This window comes from Mesorhizobium sp. M1D.F.Ca.ET.043.01.1.1 (assembly GCF_003952385.1).
Classification (GTDB): domain Bacteria; phylum Pseudomonadota; class Alphaproteobacteria; order Rhizobiales; family Rhizobiaceae; genus Mesorhizobium.
In genome coordinates, this window is the sequence record NZ_CP034444.1 from 6,250,312 (window position 1) to 6,264,646 (window position 14,335).

12 protein-coding genes are annotated in these 14,335 nt (G+C 65.1%); 7 read left to right on the forward strand and 5 right to left on the reverse strand.

Annotated elements, in window-relative coordinates; all coding sequences use genetic code 11:
- Positions 1-137 precede the first annotated feature (137 nt).
- Positions 138-3,746 (forward strand): bifunctional proline dehydrogenase/L-glutamate gamma-semialdehyde dehydrogenase PutA, encoded by a 3,609-nt coding sequence (gene putA, locus EJ067_RS29920; RefSeq protein ID WP_126088730.1) that lies wholly within the window; start codon positions 138-140, stop codon positions 3,744-3,746.
- A gap of 137 nt (positions 3,747-3,883) precedes the next feature.
- On the opposite strand, the gene EJ067_RS29925 is transcribed toward putA, so the two are convergent.
- From EJ067_RS29925 to EJ067_RS29940, 4 genes are all read right to left on the reverse strand, one after another.
- Positions 3,884-4,198 carry an antibiotic biosynthesis monooxygenase gene (locus EJ067_RS29925; RefSeq protein WP_126088731.1) on the reverse strand — a complete coding sequence of 105 codons (315 nt, stop codon included), beginning with the start codon at positions 4,196-4,198 and terminating at the stop codon, positions 3,884-3,886.
- A gap of 58 nt (positions 4,199-4,256) precedes the next feature.
- Complete coding sequence (locus EJ067_RS29930; RefSeq protein WP_126088732.1) at positions 4,257-5,228, reverse strand: TonB family protein; 972 nt, start codon at positions 5,226-5,228, stop codon at positions 4,257-4,259.
- Between the two features lie 128 nt (positions 5,229-5,356).
- Positions 5,357-5,797, reverse strand: a complete 441-nt coding sequence (locus EJ067_RS29935) for a hypothetical protein (protein WP_126088733.1) — start codon at positions 5,795-5,797, stop codon at positions 5,357-5,359.
- A gap of 2 nt (positions 5,798-5,799) precedes the next feature.
- Positions 5,800-7,938, reverse strand: a complete 2,139-nt coding sequence (locus tag EJ067_RS29940; protein WP_245468085.1) for a TonB-dependent hemoglobin/transferrin/lactoferrin family receptor — start codon at positions 7,936-7,938, stop codon at positions 5,800-5,802.
- A 257-nt stretch (positions 7,939-8,195) separates the two neighbouring features.
- On the opposite strand from EJ067_RS29940, the gene hemP reads away from it, so the two are divergent.
- The 5 genes from hemP to EJ067_RS29965 are packed head-to-tail and all read left to right on the forward strand — an operon-like array spanning position 8,196 to position 12,319.
- On the forward strand, positions 8,196-8,402 hold the full coding sequence (gene hemP / locus EJ067_RS29945; protein WP_126088735.1) for a hemin uptake protein HemP: 207 nt from the start codon (positions 8,196-8,198) through the stop codon (positions 8,400-8,402).
- 47 nt (positions 8,403-8,449) lie between these two features.
- Positions 8,450-9,511, forward strand: a complete 1,062-nt coding sequence (locus EJ067_RS29950) for a hemin-degrading factor (protein ID WP_126088736.1) — start codon at positions 8,450-8,452, stop codon at positions 9,509-9,511.
- 11 nt (positions 9,512-9,522) lie between these two features.
- Positions 9,523-10,416 carry a hemin ABC transporter substrate-binding protein gene (locus EJ067_RS29955; protein WP_126088737.1) on the forward strand — a complete coding sequence of 298 codons (894 nt, stop codon included), beginning with the start codon at positions 9,523-9,525 and terminating at the stop codon, positions 10,414-10,416.
- 6 nt (positions 10,417-10,422) lie between these two features.
- Positions 10,423-11,523 (forward strand): iron ABC transporter permease, encoded by a 1,101-nt coding sequence (locus EJ067_RS29960; RefSeq protein ID WP_126088738.1) that lies wholly within the window; start codon positions 10,423-10,425, stop codon positions 11,521-11,523.
- 7 nt (positions 11,524-11,530) lie between these two features.
- A complete protein-coding gene (locus EJ067_RS29965) occupies positions 11,531-12,319 on the forward strand; it encodes a heme ABC transporter ATP-binding protein (RefSeq protein ID WP_126088739.1) in 789 nt (262 codons plus the stop codon).
- Between the two features lies 1 nt (position 12,320).
- Here the strand turns inward: EJ067_RS29965 and rirA are convergent, their stop codons facing one another.
- Positions 12,321-12,782: an iron-responsive transcriptional regulator RirA gene (gene rirA / locus EJ067_RS29970; protein WP_126088740.1), complete on the reverse strand. Its 462-nt coding sequence runs from the start codon at positions 12,780-12,782 to the stop codon at positions 12,321-12,323.
- A 212-nt stretch (positions 12,783-12,994) separates the two neighbouring features.
- On the opposite strand from rirA, the gene EJ067_RS29975 reads away from it, so the two are divergent.
- Positions 12,995-14,290 carry a DUF445 domain-containing protein gene (locus EJ067_RS29975; RefSeq protein WP_126088741.1) on the forward strand — a complete coding sequence of 432 codons (1,296 nt, stop codon included), beginning with the start codon at positions 12,995-12,997 and terminating at the stop codon, positions 14,288-14,290.
- The last annotated feature ends 45 nt before the right edge of the window (positions 14,291-14,335 follow it).

Consider the following 14,335-nt stretch of genomic DNA (forward strand, 5'->3'; position numbering starts at 1 on the left):
TTGGCCTATATGATAGATCGTTCGGACTATCTTGTCGATTTCTTTGGACCGACTGAAATTCGCAGCTGTGCTAGCTTGCGCCAATCGGTCCGGTGACCGCCAGACCGCTCCCCAACGCTTGCTTTCATGGACCCGACATGCCGCTCGATGCCATCCGCCAGCAGATCCGCGCCAATTACCTGCCCGACGAAGACGAGGCCGTGAAGCGCCTCTCCGCGGCGGCCGGGCTTTCGGCAGAGGAGCGCAAGGCGATTTCGGCCCGCGCCGCCGATCTGGTGCGCGCGGTGCGCGGTTCGACCGACCCTCGGCTGATGGAGGTCTTTCTCTCGGCCTATGGCCTTTCGACCAAGGAGGGCGTGGCGCTCATGTGTCTGGCCGAGGCGCTGTTGCGCGTGCCCGATGCCGAGACGATGGACGATCTCATCGCCGACAAGATCGCGCCGCATGACTGGTCGGCGCATTCGGGCAGCTCGAGCTCAATCTTCGTCAACGCCTCGACCTGGGCGCTGATGCTGACCGGCCGCGTGCTCGACGAAGGCGAGGGCGGCATCGAAGGCACGCTGCGCGCCATGGTGAGACGGCTCGGCGAGCCGGTCATCCGCAAGGCGGTGGCGGCGGCGATGCGCGAAATGGGCGAGCAGTTCGTGCTCGGCCGCACCATTGCCGAGGCGGTAAAGCGCGGCCGGCCGATGACGCAGAAAGGCTATCTTTATTCCTTCGACATGCTGGGCGAGGCGGCTCGCACCGAAGCCGATGCGCTGCGCTACCACCGGGCCTATGCGGATGCGATTTCGGCGCTGGATTCCGGCTCGAACGGACCCGACATTCGCTACAATCACGGCATTTCGGTCAAGCTCTCGGCGCTTCATCCGCGCTACGAGGTAGCCCAGAAGGAAAGGATGCTGCCGGTGATGGCCGAGCGGCTTCTGTCGCTTTCGCTCGCCGCGCGGCATTCGCGCATGGGGCTCAACATCGATGCCGAGGAGGCAGACCGGCTCGATCTGTCGCTCGGCGTCATCGAGCGCGTGCTGGCCGAGCCGGAGCTCGCTGGGTGGGACGGTTTTGGCGTCGTCGTCCAGACCTATGGCCCGCGCGCGGCCTTCGTCATCGACTGGCTCTATGCGCTTGCGAAGAAATACGACCGCAACATCATGGTGCGGCTGGTGAAAGGCGCCTATTGGGACACCGAGATCAAGCGGGCGCAGACGCTTGGGTTGCCCGGTTATCCGGTCTTCACCCGCAAGACCAACACCGACGTCTCCTATCTCGCCTGTGCGCGAAAGCTGCTGTCGATGACCGATCGCATCTATCCGCAATTCGCCACGCATAACGCGCATACGGTCGCCGCCATCCTGTCGATGGCAAAGGACCGCGATTCCTTCGAGTTCCAGCGCCTGCACGGAATGGGCGAATCCCTGCACGAGACGGTGCGCAAGTCTGAACGGACGCGCTGCCGCATCTACGCTCCGGTCGGTGCCCATTCCGATCTGCTCGCCTATCTGGTGCGGCGGCTCCTGGAAAACGGCGCCAACTCCTCCTTCGTCCACCAGCTGACCGACGAGGAGGTCGAGCCGGAGGAGATCGCTCGCGATCCGCTGGCGACGGTGGAAAGCCAAGGTCCGGCAGCCAATCCAGCGATCGCGCGTCCTGCCGCGATCTTCGGCGCCAACCGGTGCAACTCCAAGGGGTTCGACATCACCGATCCGGTGACGCTCGCAGCCATTGACAGGGCAAGGGCGGAGTTTGCCGGAGCGGACCGCTGGCATGCCAAGCCGATCACGCGCGCCGCCGGCTACGGCAAGCAGCGCCAGATCGTCAATCCGGCAAAGCCCGACGAGATTGTCGGCACGGTGCATGAGGCGGCGGCCAAGCAGGTCGCGACCGCCGTGCGCATCGCCGCCGATGCGCAACCGGCCTGGGCGAAGCGCCCGGTTGCCGAGCGCGCCGCGATCCTCAACCGCGCCGCCGATCTTTACGAGGCCAATGCGGCCGAATTCTTCGCTTTGGCCACCCGCGAGGCCGGCAAGTCGCTGGCCGACGGCGTCGCCGAGGTGCGCGAGGCGGTCGACTTTCTGCGCTATTACGCTGCCGAGGCGGCGAATGCCGAAGCGGGTACGCAAGCGCGCGGCGCGATCGTCTGCATCTCGCCCTGGAATTTCCCGCTGGCGATCTTCACCGGCCAGATCGCCGCGGCGCTGGTCACCGGCAATTCGGTGATCGCGAAGCCCGCCGAACAGACGCCGCTGATTGCTTTCCGTGCCGTCGAGATGCTGCGCGAGGCCGGTGTGCCGGAGGATGTCATCCAGCTTCTGCCGGGCGACGGGCCGTCGGTCGGTGCGCCGCTCACCGCTGATCCGCGCATCGCCGGTGTCTGCTTCACCGGCTCGACCGAGGTCGCCAAGCTGATCGAGAAGCAACTGGCCGAGACCGCGGCGCCCGACGCCATGCTGATCGCCGAGACCGGCGGACTCAACGCCATGATCGTCGATTCCACCGCGCTGCCCGAGCAGGCGGTGCGCGACATCCTCGCTTCCGCCTTCCAGAGCGCCGGCCAGCGCTGCTCGGCGCTGCGCGTGCTCTATGTCCAGAAGGACGTCGAGAAGAAGATGCTGGAAATGCTGAAGGGCGCGATGGAGGCCCTCAATGTCGGCAATCCCTGGCTTATCTCGACCGATGTCGGCCCGGTCATCGATGAAGAGGCGCAGGCCTCGATCAGCGACTATTGCTCGAAGAAGGGGCTGGAGGGCCGGCTGATCGCCAAGCTGGAAGCGCCGAAGAACGGACGCTTCGTCGCGCCGCACGTCTTCCGGGTCAAAGGCATCGAGGAGATGGAGCGCGAGGTGTTCGGCCCGGTGCTGCATGTCGCGACTTTCGACGCCGACGATATCGATGCGGTGATCGCCGCCATCAACCGCAAGGGCTACGGCCTGACCTTCGGCCTGCATACCCGCATCGAGGGCCGCGTGCAGCATTTCGTCGACGGCATTCATGCCGGCAACATCTATGTCAACCGCAACCAGATCGGCGCCGTCGTCGGCTCGCAGCCTTTCGGTGGCGAAGGGCTGTCGGGCACCGGGCCGAAGGCCGGCGGGCCGCATTATCTGCGCCGCTTCCGCAAGGGACCGGAGGCCGGCACGGAAGTTGGCGAAGGCCACAAGGTGACGGCGACCGAGCTCGCAGACAACCTGCCGGATCCGACGCTGGGCGGCTGGTCGACCCGGCCGGATCGGGTGGCGATCCTGAGAAAGCATCTGCGCGGCAAGGGCGCCGCTGCGATCGCGGCAGCGGCTAGCCTCGATTTCGGCCAGGTCGACCTGCCGGGCCCGACGGGCGAAGCCAACACGCTGTCGCTGGCGCCGCGCGGCCGGGTGCTCTGCCTCGGGCCGGACGCCGAGACGCTGCTTTCCCAGACGATCCAGGCTTTGGCCGCCGGCAACGCGGTGCTGGCGGTGGCGCCTGGCGCGCCGGCGGTGCTGTCGGCGCTGACCGGCAAGGGACTGCCGCTTGCTGCAATCGACGGCCGTCCGGATCCGGTCGAGGCGCGGGCGCTGAAGGTCGACGTCGTCGCCTTCTCCGGCACGCCGGAAGCGGCGCGCATCGTGCGCAGGGTGATCGCCGAGCGCGCCGGGCCGATCGTGCCGCTGGTCAGCGAGGTGCTCAACCCGGCGGCCTACGCGCATGAGCGCGCTGTCTGCGTCGACACGACGGCGGCTGGCGGCAATGCCAGCCTGCTGGCAGCGGCCTAGGGTGTATTGATATTCAGATTATGCCGGCGTGCGAACGGCGGCTTCCTCGCTTCCGGAAACCACCATTCTCGGCTCGGCCCGACCTGGATCTCAACACACCCTCACCGTCGGCGGAGATTGGGTTTGCGCGCTAGAAGTCAGGCGCCCTCGACGACCGAAAAACCCTCGAACTGAGGGTGGCCGAGATAGTGCACCTCCGAGGTGCCGGCGTTGCGGTGGGCGGCGCGGAAATTCTCCGACTTCGTCCAGGCGACAAAATCGTCCTGGCTGGCCCAGACGGTGTGCGAGGCAAACAGCGTGTAGCCCTCGGTCTCGTTGACCGCGCCGCGCAGCAGATGGAATTCCCTGAAGCCCTTCATGTCGGAGAGGCTGGAATCGCGGTTCTTCCAGACATCTTCGAAGGCTTCCTCCGAGCCGTTCTGGACCTTGAAGCGGTTCATGGCGATGTACATTGGTTTTTCCTTTCGAAATGGATGAATCCTGACGGTTAAGACGGCTTCAGCGGTGGCCTTAAAAGGGGCCGATCCGCGCTTTGAACAGCCAACTTGACCTTCCGGTCTCGGGTGGAATGGGAGGAAAGGGGGCTTGCTTGCGCACCAGCGTCAGGGCGAATTCATCGAGCTCGGGAGATCCTGAGCTTTCGGCGAGCTGCAAGTCGCTGATGCTCCCGTCCGCTGCGACGATGAAAACCACCCTGGCATTGTTGCGAGCCTTGGCCTGGACCGATTTCGAAACGCGACGGTTGGCACGGGCAAGCTTCTTTTGAATTTCGCCGCTGTAGCGGGATTCCAGGGCACTGCCGGCAGCCGCCTTTATCTTGCCCTTGCTGGCGATGACCGGCGCATCGCGCGCATCGCCATCCGCTGTTTCCGTGCCGCGCGTTTCAACGGGTTGGCCTGACCCTGCCGATCCGGCTGGTGCGTTCGGCACGGCGGCCGGGACCGGCGGCTGCTCGGGCTCGGCAGGGCCCGCTTCGGCGCTTTGAGGTTCGATCGCGGCCGTCGGCTCGCTGTCCGCGGGAACACTCTGATCGTCTTGGCGCAGTGCGGCGGCCGCCAGGATATCCGGCGTGGGGGTCGGCTCTTTAGCGGTTTCTGCCTTGGGCTGGGGCGTCACCGGTTCGCTTGCCGATTGCAGCGCTTCGGCTGGCGGAGTCGGCTCGACGGTCCGCGGTTTCACCGGCTGCGGATCCGGCACCAAGGTTACATCCAGCGCGCCGGACGCGGCGTCATTCAAGGCGCTGCCCTGGGCGTCGGCGCCTGACTGGTCAGTGCCCTCGGCCTGGATCGCGTCCAGGGAGTCGAACGTTCCGGCGGGCGCGATCAGAAACGCCGCCGCCGCGGCGCCATGGAGCAGGCCGGAGGCGATGATGGCCACCGGCCATTTGCGCCGCCCGGCCGTTTGCCGCGGCTGCACAACCTGCTCGGCCGGCGTGACCGCCAATTCGCTGCCTGCGTCGGAGGGGTGATCGATGTCCTGCATATCTGGCGCCGAGACCTGCCGCGCGCGATAGGGACTTGTCAAATCAAGATCGGTTGCCGGCCATCGCGCCGGACCGGTGGCAGGCCACACCATGGCATCTCGCCGGAGAGCCCTATGCAATCCCATCTCTAGACCCCGAATGCGATTCCGGTCTTGGTTGAGGTCTTCAGCCCGCGCATGCACGTAGCAGGCTCGACGCCGGTTCCGGCGCATTCCGTCGCGCTGTTGATCAGCACGCGGTCGATCCTTCCGCAATCGGCGCCGGAGAGGTCGAAGCGCGTGACCTTCGTCTTGCCGGCCTGCAGGTCCTTGAAGTCGAGCACGGTGAGGCGATCAACGACGCCGGCCTCGTTGAACAGGGCGATCTCGAACGCCGCTTTCGACAGGTCGGCGCCGAGCGCGTTGTTGACAACGAAGGTCAGCCTACAACCCTTGTCGGAAGGCTGCGCCGCGTTGAGGTCGAGGTTTAGGGTCGGGGCCGGCGCGGATTGAGCCCACGCCGGCGCCGGGCCGAGCGACATCGCCAGCGCCGAGGTCAGGAGACGAAGCGATGTCGTCAAGTTCATGATCCTCAGCCTCCGAAGCGCATGGTTGCCGCCAATTTCAGCGTGACGCCGGGTTCGTAGAGGACCGCGGTCGTGCTTCCGTTGAGCGGGTTGGTGTATTTGACGTCGAACAGGTTGTCAGCGCGGAGGTCGACCTTGAGGTTGTCCGTCGCCTGGTAGCTGGCGAAGGCGTTGACCAGCGTATAGTCCTTGGCCACCGGATTGCCCTTGGGCTTGCCGTTGTATTGCACTTCGCCGCCAACCGTCAGCTTGTCTTCGAGGAAGCGCAAGCCAAGCTGCGCCGTCACCTGGGAAGAGGGGATGGTGGCGAGGTCGGCCCGCTCGCCTTCATAAGAGACGGTGTGGCCATTGATGATGGAGGCCGAAAGCCCGGCGTAGCCCCAGCCGGCGTCGTAGACGCTTTCCAATTCGAAACCGTTGATCTTGGCCTTGGCGAAATTCTGGTACTGGAAGCAGATCGGGATGCCCGGGCCGAACGGGCAGCCGCTGGTGGGGTCGAAGGCAGAGAGCGTGACGCCGTCGATATAGTCTTCGACATTGTTGTTGAAGTAGGCGGCTTTGAGCCGCAGAGCGTCGCCGCCTTCGAAAATGTCGTTCTGCTTGTAGTTGACCCCGAACTCGACAGTCTTGCCGGTTTCAGGCTTGAGATTGGGGTTGGGCAAGAACGGGAAGGTGACGCCCGCCGGATGGTTGCCGCTGATCAGCGTCTCCGTCAGCGAGGGCGAGCGGTAGCCTTCCGCATAGGTGCCATAGAACTGCAGGCCGGCGAGGCCGGCGCTTTCGAAGGGCGAGACGCCGACGGTGATACGCGGCGACAGCCGGTCGCCGGATGTTTTATGATCCGAGTCCTTCAGGCTATAGCTGTCGTAGCGCAGGCCGGTGATGACCTCGAGCCATTCCCAGGTCAGCTTGTCCTGGACATAGGCGCCCGAAACGTTGCGCTTGCCTGACGGCGTGTAGAAGCTGTCGCCGCCGGCCGTGCCGCCCGTCTCGACGTCGTCGCCGACCCAATCGCCGCCATAGGTCAGCTCATGCGCGACGCCTGCGGTCTCGAAGCGCGAGGTATTCCAGATATCGATGCCGGTCGTGCCGACGTCGAAGGTCGACAGCGAACCGGCCGGCAGTACCACGGGAAGGCCGGTGACCGGATCGAACCGGTTCTGCGGAACGAGCGTCGTCAGATCGAGAGCTGTCTTGTTGTAGGAGGCGTTGATGTGGAGATCGAGCCAACTCTTGGCGTCGTCGGTGATGTTGTAGCGGGCGGTGAAGGTGTTCGACTTGAGGTCGACGTCGTTCGCTGGGACGCCGCCGCTCGTCTCCGTCCAGCCGTCGCTCGATCCGACCCAGCCCAGCTTCAATTCGCTGTTTTCGCTTGGACGGATGGTGGTCTTGAGCAGGCCGCTCAGCACGTCGAAGCCGGTGCCGGCAACGGTGTCGCCGCCGCCGTTTTTGTAGTCGCCGTAGTCGCGGTAGACGATGTTGCCCAGCGCGTCCCAGTTCTCGTTGAAGCGGTAGGCGCCGCTGGCGCTGGTGGTCCAGCCCTTGCCGTTGCTTTCATAGCGCCCGGTGACGGAAGCGGCCCAGCTTTCCTCTGGCTTGAGGAAATCCCCGGCGTCCTTGGTATCGAAGAAGACGACGCCGCCGATGGCGCCGGAGCCATAGGTGTTGGCGACCGGGCCGCGGATCACGTCGACCGATTTGATGAGCTCCGGGTCGACATAGAAGGTCGATTGCGTGCCGTGGTCGGAACGCTGGAAATCCTGCCTGGCGCCGTCGACGATCACCGCGACGCGGCCGAAATCCTGCAGGCCGCGGATGTTGATGCTGGAGCTGACGCGCCGCGCGTCGGCCTGCACGGTGACGCCGGGAACGCCAAGCAGCATCTCGTTCGGCGTGGTCGCCATGCGGCGCTCAAGCTGCTCCCTATCGACATGGCTGGCCGAGGCCAGCGACTGGATCGCCGTCTCGCCGGTGCGGCTGATGACCAGGATCTTGTCGAGCAGCGTCGAGTCGCCTGCAGGCTTCTCGTCAGTCTTCTTCGGTTGATCCGTTTGCTGTTCTGCCGCCGGCTGAGTGCCCTGTTGCGCTTTGGCCGTCGGCATGCAGAGCGCGATTGCCGCCGCGCCGGCCAGTAACGCGGCCATTCCCTTCGCCATCGACCGGTCCCTCTGACTCGGTCGTCCCCAATTCGCCAACCCCATGCCCCAACTCCAGTTTTTCAGGCTCGATGCTGGCTGGCGCGGGGCTCGCTCGCATTTTTGATCACGTCCGGCGTCTTAAATGTTGACTCATTTAGTCCGGTAATGCACTGACTAGTAAACATGACTATTCGAGTCAAGAATTGAATCGGCAATTTACGGAGCGCTTGGCCAGGTGGCCGGCACAGCAGAAGGACCGACCGATGAACACGCACAATCCCAACGACTTTCGCTATCGCGTCCGCCGTTCAGACGACACGCAGATGCGCTACGACCGGGTGCCGATGGCGGTGCGCACGCTCTCCAGCAACACGCTTTTCCAGGGCGAGCACGAGATCGGCATCGAGCATCACGGCGCTCTCTACCGCCTGAAGATCACCCGCCAGGGCAAGCTGATCCTCAACAAGTGACCGGCCACCGGCAGGCGAATAGGCATCAAGCATTACAGGTGGACGACATGGATCAGCGCGTGAAGCCGTCGCCGGACGAGATCCGGCGGGCGCGGGAAGACAATCCGAAGATGCGCGAGCGCGATCTCGCGGCTCAACTCCGCATTTCGGAAGCGGAACTGGTCGCGGCGCATTGCGGCCATGGCGCCGTTCGCATCGAGCCGCGCGTCAACGACCTGCTGACCGGCCTCGACGCGGTCGGCGAGGTGATGGCGCTCACCCGCAACGAAAGCGCCGTTCACGAGAAGATCGGCGTCTACGACAAGATCGTCACCGGCAACCACAATGCCATGGTGCTCGGCGAAAACATCGACCTGCGGATCTTCCCGAAAGCGTGGGCGCATGGCTTTGCGGTCGAGAAGCGTGACGGGGGTGAGATCCGCCGCAGCCTGCAGTTCTTCGACGCGACCGGCGAGGCCGTGCACAAGGTGCATCTGAGACCGGCCTCGAACCTCTATGCCTACCAGAAGCTGGTGGCGAGCCTTGAATCGTCGAACCAGGAACCAGCGGTCGCGATCGGCTCAAGCGTGTCGGAAGGCAAGGACGAAAACCAGGGCGCGGTTGCCAGCATCGACGATCTGCGCGATCGCTGGAGCCGGATGACCGACGTGCATCAGTTCTTCGGCATGCTGAAGACGCTGAAGCTCAGCCGCCGCGAGGCGGTGCGCATGGTCGGCCAGGACTATGCCTGGCTGCTCGACAACGATGCCGTCAACGCCATGTTCCACCACGCCGCGGAAGGCGAGATGCCGATCATGTGCTTCGTGGGAAATCGCGGCTGCATCCAGATCCATTCCGGTCCGATCAAGTCAGTCAAGCCGATGGGGCCGTGGATCAACGTGCTCGACGAGACCTTCCACCTGCATCTGAGGACCGACCACATGCATGAGGTCTGGGCGGTGCGCAAGCCGACCAAGGACGGCCATGTCACCTCGCTCGAGGCCTATGACGCAAACGGCAGCATGATCATCCAGTTCTTCGGCAAGCGCCACGAGGGCGAGGGCGAGCGCGAAGACTGGCGCTTCCTCGCCGAGAACCTGCCCCGCATCCCCAGCCCGACCGCTGCATAAGGCAAGACCCGATGCGTGTTGTTTTCAGTTTCCGCCCGGCGCTGGCGCCGTTGCTCGGCGCTCTGCTTGCCTTCGCCGTTCTGCCTGCGAAAGCCGATGACGGTAAGCTCGTCTTTTCAGACACCTCGCGAATCGCCTCCATCGGCGGCTCCATCACCGAGATCGTCTACGCGCTTGGCGAAGAGGGGCATCTCGTCGCCCGCGATTCGACCAGCAATTTCCCGCGAGCCGCGCTCGAGCTGCCCGATGTGGGCTACATGCGTGCGCTGTCGCCGGAGGGGGTGCTGTCGGTCAACCCGACTGGAATCCTCGCGCTGCATGGCAGTGGCCCGAAGGAAGCGGTCGATGTGCTGAAGAAGTCGAGCGTGCCCTTCATCGAAGTGCCGGAACACTACAGTCGTGAAGGCATCCTCGAAAAGATCCGCGCCGTCGGCAAGGCGCTCGGCGTCGATGCCAAGGCCGAGACGCTGGCCGCCGAGATGGACGCGAAGCTGAAGTCGGTCGAGAAGCGGACGGCTTCGATCAAGGAGCGCAAGCGCATCCTGTTCGTGCTGTCGACGCAGGGCGGCAAGATCCTGGCCGCTGGCAGCAACACCGCCGGCGACGGTATCATCAAGCTGGCCGGCGCGGTCAACGCGGTCGAAGGCTTCTCCGGCTACAAGCAGATGTCCGACGAGGCGATCGTTACCGCCAGGCCGGACGTGATCCTGACGATGAAGAACGCAGGGCCGCCGATTTCGGAAGACGAACTGTTCGCAAATCCCTCGATCGCCTCGACACCCGCGGGTGCCGCCCGCAAGGTGATCAGCATGGACGGCGGCTATCTGCTCGGCTTCGGGCCGCGCACGGCCGAGGCCATCCACGACCTTGCCGTCTCGCTTTACGGCAATCAGGTCGCGGACTGAACAGTCATGGCCGAACAGTCGATCGCCGGCGCGGCGGGCAGGGTGACGGCAGCCGAAGGCGACCGCTCGGCTCGGGCAAGGATCGTTATCCTGCTTTTGTCGCTGGCGCTCGCACTGTCCATGTTCCTGTCGCTGACCTCAGGCGCCTCCGACGCGTCCGCCGTTCGTGTCATCCGCGACTGGCTCACCGGAGCCGTGCCGGCCGATGCGGCGCTCGCGGCCCGCGACCAGCTGATCGTCTATGACGTCCGCATGCCGCGCGTCCTGCTCGGCGTGCTGATCGGCGCGGCTCTCGCCGTCTCCGGCGCGGTGATGCAGGGATTGTTCCGCAATCCGCTTGCCGATCCGGGCCTGATCGGCGTCTCCGCCGGATCGAGCCTCGGCGCGGTGGCGATCATCGTTCTTGGCACGACCTGGCTTGCCCCTGCCACCTTGGCTCTCGGCACGCTCGCCTTGCCGCTCGCGGCATTCTTCGGCGGCCTTTCGGTGACCTTGCTGCTTTATGCCATCGCAACGCGCCAGGGCCGGACCTCGGTCGCCACGATGCTGCTCGCCGGTCTCGCGATCGGCGCCCTTGCGATGGCACTCACCGGCATCCTGATCTTCATGGCCGACGATAGGCAATTGCGCGACCTGACCTTCTGGCAGCTCGGCTCGCTCGCCGGCGCGACATGGCCGAAGATCGGCACCGTCGGCCCGGTGATCGTGCTGGCGCTGGCCGCGATGCCGTTCCTGTCGCGTGGCCTCAACGCGCTGGCGCTCGGCGAGGCGACCGCCGGCCATCTCGGCATTCCGGTGCAGCGGCTGAAATACACTGCCATCGTCGGAGTGTCGGCGGCGGTCGGCGCGTCGGTCGCCGTCGGCGGCGGCATCGGCTTCATCGGCATCATCGTGCCGCATCTCCTGCGCCTCGCGATCGGTCCGGACAATCGTTACCTGCTGCCGGCCTCGGCCTTGCTCGGCGCCTCGCTGCTGCTGCTCGGCGACGCGGTCGCCCGCACCATCGTCGCTCCGGCCGAGCTGCCGATCGGTATCGTCACGGCAGTCGCCGGCGCGCCGTTCTTCCTGTGGATCCTGCTGCGCAAGCGCGGCATCGTCGATTTGTGAGCTGCCGATGATCGAAGCACGCGACATCTCGGTAGCGATCGGCGGCAAGCGCATCGTCTCGCATGTCAACTTCGCGGCGAGGCCGGGCGAAGTGACGGCCATCGTCGGGCCGAACGGTTCGGGCAAGACGACGCTGCTCAAGGCGCTGACGTGCGAGCTTTCCCATTCCGGCACGGTCGCTCTCAACGGCCGCGATCTGTCCGCCATGAAGCCCGTGGAGGCCGCGACGCTGCGCGCGGTGCTGCCCCAATCCACGACCCTCTCGTTCCCCTTTACCGTGCGCGAGATCGTGCGCCTCGGCCTGATCGGCGGCCGTTCCGGCGTGCTGCCCGGCGAAGATGCGCGCCTGCCCGAGCGGGCGCTGGCGCGCGTCGATCTCGAGGGTTCTGCCGGACGTTTCTATCAGGAGCTTTCCGGGGGCGAGCAGCAGCGGGTGCAGCTTGCCCGCGTGCTCTGCCAGGTCTGGGCGCCGGTGCTGGAGGGCAGACCGCGCTACCTGTTCCTCGACGAACCGGTCTCCAGCCTGGACGTCAAGCACCAGCTCATCATCATGAACATCGCCCGCGACTTCGCCCGGCGCGGCGGCGCGGTGGTGGCGATCCTGCACGACCTCAACCTAACAGCCATGTATGCCGACCGCATTTTCGTGCTGCATGGCGGCCAACTGGCGGCCGCCGGCTCGCCAACGGACGTGCTCAACGACGAGCTGATTGAAAAAGTGTTCGACTGCCGCCTCAAGGTCGGTGCGCTGCCGGCCGCGAATATGCCGTTCGTGCTGCCGCAATCGGCGGCCTAGGTCATGCGGCGGGAGCGCGCTGCTCCAGGAGGTCGATGCCGAGCAGGTGGCGCACGCTCGGGCGCGCGGCGACGAGGTCGGCGATCGTGTAGCGGGACAGCACGGCAAAGAAGGCGTTGAGCGCTTCGCGCAGCGCCGAATTCAAGGCGCAGCTGTCGACCAGCGGGCATTCGGCGGCGTCGTTCTCGAAGCATTCGGCCATGGCGAAGCTCTCCTCAGTGACACGCACGACATCGAACAGGCTGATCTGCTCGGCCGGGCGGCCGAGCCTGACGCCACCATTCCTGCCGCGCACCGTCTCGACCAGGCCGGCCTCGACCAGCGGCTGCAGGATCTTGAACAGGAACAGCTCCGACACGGAATAGGCGGCGGCGATCTCCGGGATGCGGCTCAGCCTGTCGGTGTTCGCGGCACAATACATCAGGATGCGCATCGCATAGTTGGTCTGGCGCGTGAGCCGCATGGTAGTCCTCGCGAAAACATTAGCTTAGGCCGAATATGGCCCATAGTTTGGAACAATTCCAGACTGCACCGCCACATAGCTGAATAATCGTGTCAACTTTTTGTGCATGCCGGCGCGTATCGGCGACCCGATATGTCCCACACGCTTTGGGCGAGCGTTTCGCATGCGCAAGTCCTAGATAGATGCGGGTGCAAACAGGAAACGGCCTTTCCATGTCACAGTCAGCTCCGGCCCTCACGCCGGTTCGATTCGACGCCGATGCGCAGGCAAAGCTCTCGGCATTGCGGCGGACCAAGTTCACCGCCGCCGCGGCGCTTGGCCTGTGCATCCTTGTCTTCGCGCTCGCCAAATCCTTCGAGGGCAGCCATCCATGGCTCGGCTTCGTCGCCGCCTTCGCCGAGGCAGCGACCATCGGCGGGCTCGCCGACTGGTATGCGGTCGTTGCCCTATTCAGGCGGCCGCTCGGCCTGCCGATCCCGCACACCGCCATCATCCCGGAGAACCAGCACCGCATCGCCGACAATCTCGGCCGCTTCATCGAGGCCAATTTCCTCGCACCGGAGCCGGTGCGCGAAAAGCTCGCCGAGGTCGACTTTGCGGCTTTGGTCGCCGACTGGCTGGTCGATGCAGAACGCGCCGCCGGGCTGTCGCGATTCGTCGCCCGGCTGGTGCCTCAGACCCTCACCGCCGTGGAGCAGTCCGGGCTGCGCGACTTCGTCACCAGTCGCATGCTGGAGCAGATCGAGAAAGTGCCACTGGCGCCTTTAGCGTCCGAGCTTTTGTCGGCGCTCACCGACGATCGCCGTCATCAAAAACTGTTCGACGAGTTCACCAGGGTGGTCGGGCGTTTTCTCAACGACGAGAAGGCGCTGGCGACGATGCGCGAGAAGATCCGCGAGGAACTGCCGTCGCTCTTCAACCTGTTTCGCGCCGACGCCTATCTCCTGAAGAAGATCGTCGCTTCCGCCGGATCGCTGCTCGAGGAGGTGCGGGCCGATCCCAACCATCCGATGCGCGCCGAATTCGACCATTTCGCGCTCGCTTTCATCGAGCGGCTCAGGACATCCAGGCAATATGCAAGGCGTGCCGAGAAGCTGAAGCGCGATTTCCTGGGCCGCCCGGAAGTCAGGGCGCTGGCCGGCGATACCTGGGCAAGCATGCGCCTGTTCATCGAGCAGGACGCCAATGCGCCCAACTCGATGATCCGCAAGCATCTCGCCAACATGTTCGTCGAGGTCGGCCGGCATCTGGCCGACGATGCGCAGATCAGAGCCGACATGAACCAGGGTTTTGTCGTCGCGCTCGCCTCGTTCGTCGAGAACCAGAAGAGCGGCGTGTCGAAATTCATCGCCGACCAGGTCAAGCGCTGGGACCTGGGCCAGCTGACGCGGCTGATTGAGGCGAACATCGGCAAGGACCTGCAATATATCCGCTTCAACGGCATGGTGATCGGCGGCCTGGCCGGTTTGGTACTCTATACGGCCGAGCGGCTGTTTCTCCTCAATTGACGCGGACCGGGCGCGCACTATTCTCCCTAACGGGCGCCGCAAAAG